Below are 1,732 nucleotides of genomic sequence, written 5' to 3'. Positions count from 1 at the left end.
TGCTTATCCCTAACTGAGCTAATGGACGAGCCTCGAAATGTTTAAATTCAACAAAATGCTTGATTTACCTCCGCAACTCCAATGGAAGTACGCCGATGAACCAGAGCTATTGGGGTGGACTATTCGCGCTCGCAACTACAATACTTTTGTGGCTAATTGCATGTTTGCATTTATGTCAGCATTGGCTGCGCTAGCCACATATTTTGTAGACTCAGTGACCAGCCTCGATGAAAATTATACTTGGAGGATATTTATTAATTTAGGGTATTTTATTTTTTTAATATCAATAGTTTTGAGCATGACCCATCAACGAATGAATTATGCTTATCGCCTGACTCAATCCGGATTGGAATACTGCGAATGGAAAGAACCAGCTAAATGGGTACTACCATTCTTGAAGTGGTTTACCGGCATCACAGCAATTATTTTCATCTTCCTGGCAACCATTGACCCTACTTTCCTGATTGGCGCACTGATAGGTCCCGGCGGCATGGGACTGATGTATCTGTCCATGGCAAACTCCAAGGGCTTTCAAAGCTTGCACACTGAATACCACCATTACTTCATACACTGGAACCAACTAACGAATATTACGATTGCGACAAATAGAGACATGGTTGAACTGGAATTCAAATTTCCGGAAAAAAACACAAACGACATGCTTTCAGGGAGCCAATACGTTTTCTTTCAACGCCGAACAAAAGAACAAGTAGTGGATTTTATCAAAGCCCACCTGCCATCCAGTGTGCCTTGTGTCATTGGAAAGGTGGATGTTCTGAACTGATCAGCATAGAAAATGGCACAGATACATTTTCCACGTGACCCGCGCGCGTGAAAACATATCTTGACCACCCTTTATTGCTTATCCCTAACTGAGCTAATGGACGCGCCTCGAAATGTTTAAATTCAACAAAGTGCTTGATTTACCGTCGCAACTCCAATGGAAGTATGCTGACGAACCGGAGCTATTAGGATGGACAATCCGAGCACGCAACTACAACACCTTTGTAGCTAATTGCATGTTTTGGTTTATGGCGGCACTGATAATGGCTGGAGCATTTATCATGTATGCAGTATACGAAGGAATGAGTCAGCCTTGGCGAACCTTGTCCTGCGTATTCTTTTTTTCTTTATCCTACTTACAACCTCAAGCATGACCCATCAACGAATGAATTATGCTTATCGCATAACCCAATCCGGTGTGGAATACTGCGAATGGAAACAACCTCCAAAATGGGTTTTACCATTTTTAAAATGGCTTACCGGCATCACAACAATTATTTTCATCTTCCTAGCAACCATTGACCCTACTTTCCTGATTGGTGCACTGATAGGTCCCGGCGGCACGGGGCTGATGTATCTGTCCATGGCAAATTCCAAGGGCTTTCAAAGTTTGCACACTGAATACCACCATTACTTCATACACTGGAACCAACTGACGAATATTACGATTGCGACAAATAGACATATGATTGAACTGGAATTCAAATTTCCGGAAAAAAACACAAACGACATGCTTTCAGGGAGCCAATACGTTTTCTTTCAACGCCGAAAAAAAGAACAAGCAGTGAATCTTATCAAAGCCCATCTGCCATCCAGTGTGCCTTGTGTCATTGGAAAGGTGGATGTTCTGAACTGATCAGCATAGAAAATGGCACAGATACATTTTCCACGTGCCCCGCGCGCGTGAAAACAAATCTTGACCACCCTTTATTGCTTATCCCTAACTGAG

General features: G+C 42.7%; 3 protein-coding genes. All 3 read left to right on the top strand.

Annotation, left to right across the window (positions count from 1 at the left end):
- Positions 1-37 precede the first annotated feature (37 nt).
- Positions 38-784, top strand: coding sequence for a hypothetical protein (locus HNO86_RS30080; RefSeq protein ID WP_175380565.1), 747 nt, complete (start codon positions 38-40; stop codon positions 782-784).
- 112 nt (positions 785-896) lie between these two features.
- The gene (locus tag HNO86_RS30435; protein ID WP_256672849.1) at positions 897-1,157 is read left to right on the top strand and encodes a hypothetical protein; all 261 of its coding nucleotides are present in this window, start codon (positions 897-899) and stop codon (positions 1,155-1,157) included.
- Between the two features lie 11 nt (positions 1,158-1,168).
- On the top strand, positions 1,169-1,639 hold the full coding sequence (locus HNO86_RS30430; RefSeq protein ID WP_256672848.1) for a hypothetical protein: 471 nt from the start codon (positions 1,169-1,171) through the stop codon (positions 1,637-1,639).
- The last annotated feature ends 93 nt before the right edge of the window (positions 1,640-1,732 follow it).

Origin of the sequence: Pseudomonas sp. C1C7 (assembly GCF_013359595.1) — a bacterium.
Lineage (GTDB): Bacteria > Pseudomonadota > Gammaproteobacteria > Pseudomonadales > Pseudomonadaceae > Aquipseudomonas.
Note: the sequence above shows the minus strand (reverse complement) of the source record. Positions and strands in the feature narration are given on the sequence as shown.

Bases quoted from the DNA above. Each gene is read 5' to 3' on its own strand.
- HNO86_RS30080 (WP_175380565.1), top strand. From the start codon at position 38: ATGTTTAAATTCAACAAAATGCTTGATTTACCTCCGCAACTCCAATGG.
- HNO86_RS30430 (WP_256672848.1), top strand. From the start codon at position 1,169: ATGAATTATGCTTATCGCATAACCCAATCCGGTGTGGAATACTGCGAA.
- HNO86_RS30435 (WP_256672849.1), top strand. From the start codon at position 897: ATGTTTAAATTCAACAAAGTGCTTGATTTACCGTCGCAACTCCAATGG.